Source organism: Pseudomonas sp. GM74 (assembly GCF_000282455.1).
Taxonomy (GTDB): Bacteria; Pseudomonadota; Gammaproteobacteria; order Pseudomonadales; family Pseudomonadaceae; genus Aquipseudomonas.
Window position 1 is genome coordinate 1 of sequence record NZ_AKJG01000180.1, and the last position, 2,037, is coordinate 2,037.

Annotated in this window: 3 protein-coding genes and 1 pseudogene; all 4 read right to left on the reverse strand. The window is 43.4% G+C overall.

What is annotated here, in order from left to right:
• Positions 1 to 100, reverse strand: a pseudogene (locus tag PMI34_RS29835) (RHS repeat-associated core domain-containing protein); the annotation flags it as partial.
• Positions 84 to 680, reverse strand: a complete 597-nt coding sequence (locus PMI34_RS00015) for an imm11 family protein (protein WP_008054326.1) — start codon at positions 678 to 680, stop codon at positions 84 to 86. The gene PMI34_RS00015 and the pseudogene PMI34_RS29835, both read right to left, overlap by 17 nt.
• 215 nt (positions 681 to 895) lie before the next feature.
• Positions 896 to 1,459, reverse strand: a complete 564-nt coding sequence (locus PMI34_RS00010; RefSeq protein ID WP_008054327.1) for a hypothetical protein — start codon at positions 1,457 to 1,459, stop codon at positions 896 to 898.
• Positions 1,456 to 2,037 (reverse strand): RHS repeat-associated core domain-containing protein (locus PMI34_RS00005; protein WP_008054328.1); only part of this gene is annotated, 582 nt, incomplete at its 5' end. The genes PMI34_RS00005 and PMI34_RS00010, both read right to left, overlap by 4 nt.

Below are 2,037 nucleotides of genomic sequence, written 5' to 3' on the forward strand. Positions count from 1 at the left end.
GGAAGTAGTAAAGCTGCTGCTCTTCACCCTCCGCCTGATCGACACGCGCCAACGGCGCATAACTCCCCGGCTCATACAGGTAACTAAAAATCATCCCAGGGCGCATACCGATAATCATCATCTATCTTTTTAAAGGTAAGACCATGGATTTTCTTATTAATACACTCATTAAGGAAGCGAGCAGAACACGCAACCTCATGAATCTCTTCAAAATAGAACAAATCAGAATCAACACTTTCCAAAACAACAAGCTTATCAATACGCTCATAATTTGAACCCTTCAAATCGAAAGCGCCTGACTTCACATTACTATCCAGCACGAAAGAGGAACTATCCAGATCCATAGCCCTCAGCTTTTCGACAACTGCGAAGAAAAAATATGATTTGTCTTGCTTTGCCACCCCCTGAGTAAAAAGTTCAACCGGCCTGCTAACGTACTTGCATTCGAAAGCATCGCAGACGTCCAAAAAATCTTTGGACGCCAAAAAATGGTCTGGCAACCAATCTGCCGTTAACTGCGAAACATCAGCCTTAGCTCGATAGCAGGAACTTAAAGCCCCTTGCACTGGATTTTCGGAGGGATAGTGAAAGGTTGGCAAATCGGGAACCCAACTCAAATCAAAAAAATATGGTGTACCCACACCATCCGGCTCATAACCAATGATATATATATCCTTCATTCTTCCACCTTTAAAGCAACCGACCGGTTATGGCATCAACTTTAAATAGCCCACCTTCTAGACGCTGAGAAGCCCACGCTTTAACTTTTTTCACGCCAAGCGCCAGATCTATATCTGGTCAAACTATTTAGGTTATTGTTAAGTTTCACCAACTTGTTTTTTCAGCCTCAGTGCTTTCCTAGCGAAAATTCTTAAGCAGTTCCCAAGGGGAGAACTCAAGCAATGGAAAAGTCCCAATCATCGGTGGAGGCATCATTTTGAAGCTTCGGGAGCTGCCCCACAGGTTTGAACTCCAACTCATAACCTAGAGAAACAAATGGTTCGCCCAGCCCCCTGAAACCACTAATACTCAAATCATACAAACCATTTGCAACATCTAGATAATCATTATTCCCAAGACTATCAACACACGACTCTCTGTAATTCAGAAAAAAATCACTATCCCAATCCATTAGAGCATTTAGATCAGCAATAACAACCAAACCTGAAACAACTACCAGTGGAATTCCAGAATAACAAAACCTCTTTGCTGCGCTATTAAAGCTCGACTCTTGACCAGCCCCCTTTAGAAAAACACTATATTCCATTTCGGGAATTTGATAGGCAGGAAATATCACTCCCTTTTCCACCGCACTTAACCCAATAGTTTCATCACTTAAAAAAAAGTCGAATAAATTACCAGCATCCACCCCATTACTTAGGACAAAATCATTCAGTACAACCGGATCAAAAATAACGATTCCGGGCTCAAATATTTCAATTTTTGCTACTTTTTTCACCCACAACCTCCTGCCGACTTTATATTAGTTCCTTTGCCGATAGACTTATTCAACGCATCGCCTATCGTAATGTTTTCAGCAAGCACCTTACCCGTTCTAGGTATTTTCAGCGTGCCTTTCTGAGGAAACCCTTCATAAGCTTTATTTAATTTACTCACTAACTCATCGGAAGTGCCAGAAAACTTTTTATTGAATGGCACACCTTCTTTTTTAATTGCCTCGTGAAATTCTTTATGAAGCTCATCTGACCCCACCACCTCATTCGGAAACCATGATGGCGAATCTAGTTTCGTTCCCAACTCGGGAAACCCATGAGTATTGGCATGCGCTCGCGGAAAGGGGTGATGCCCCATTCCATCAGGTTTAAGGGGCTTCCAAAACGCCATCCATCCCCAAGGGTCAATCCACCCATAAGGATTTGGTGCATAGTGATAAAGATTCGTCCCGCCACTAAGTCCAATCGGATCCTGCGTAACAAACCGCCCCACCTCCGGATCGTAGTACCGAAACGTGTTGTAGTGCAGCCCCGTCTCGTCATCGAAATACTGCCCCTGAAACCGCAGGTTCTGCTCGACTTC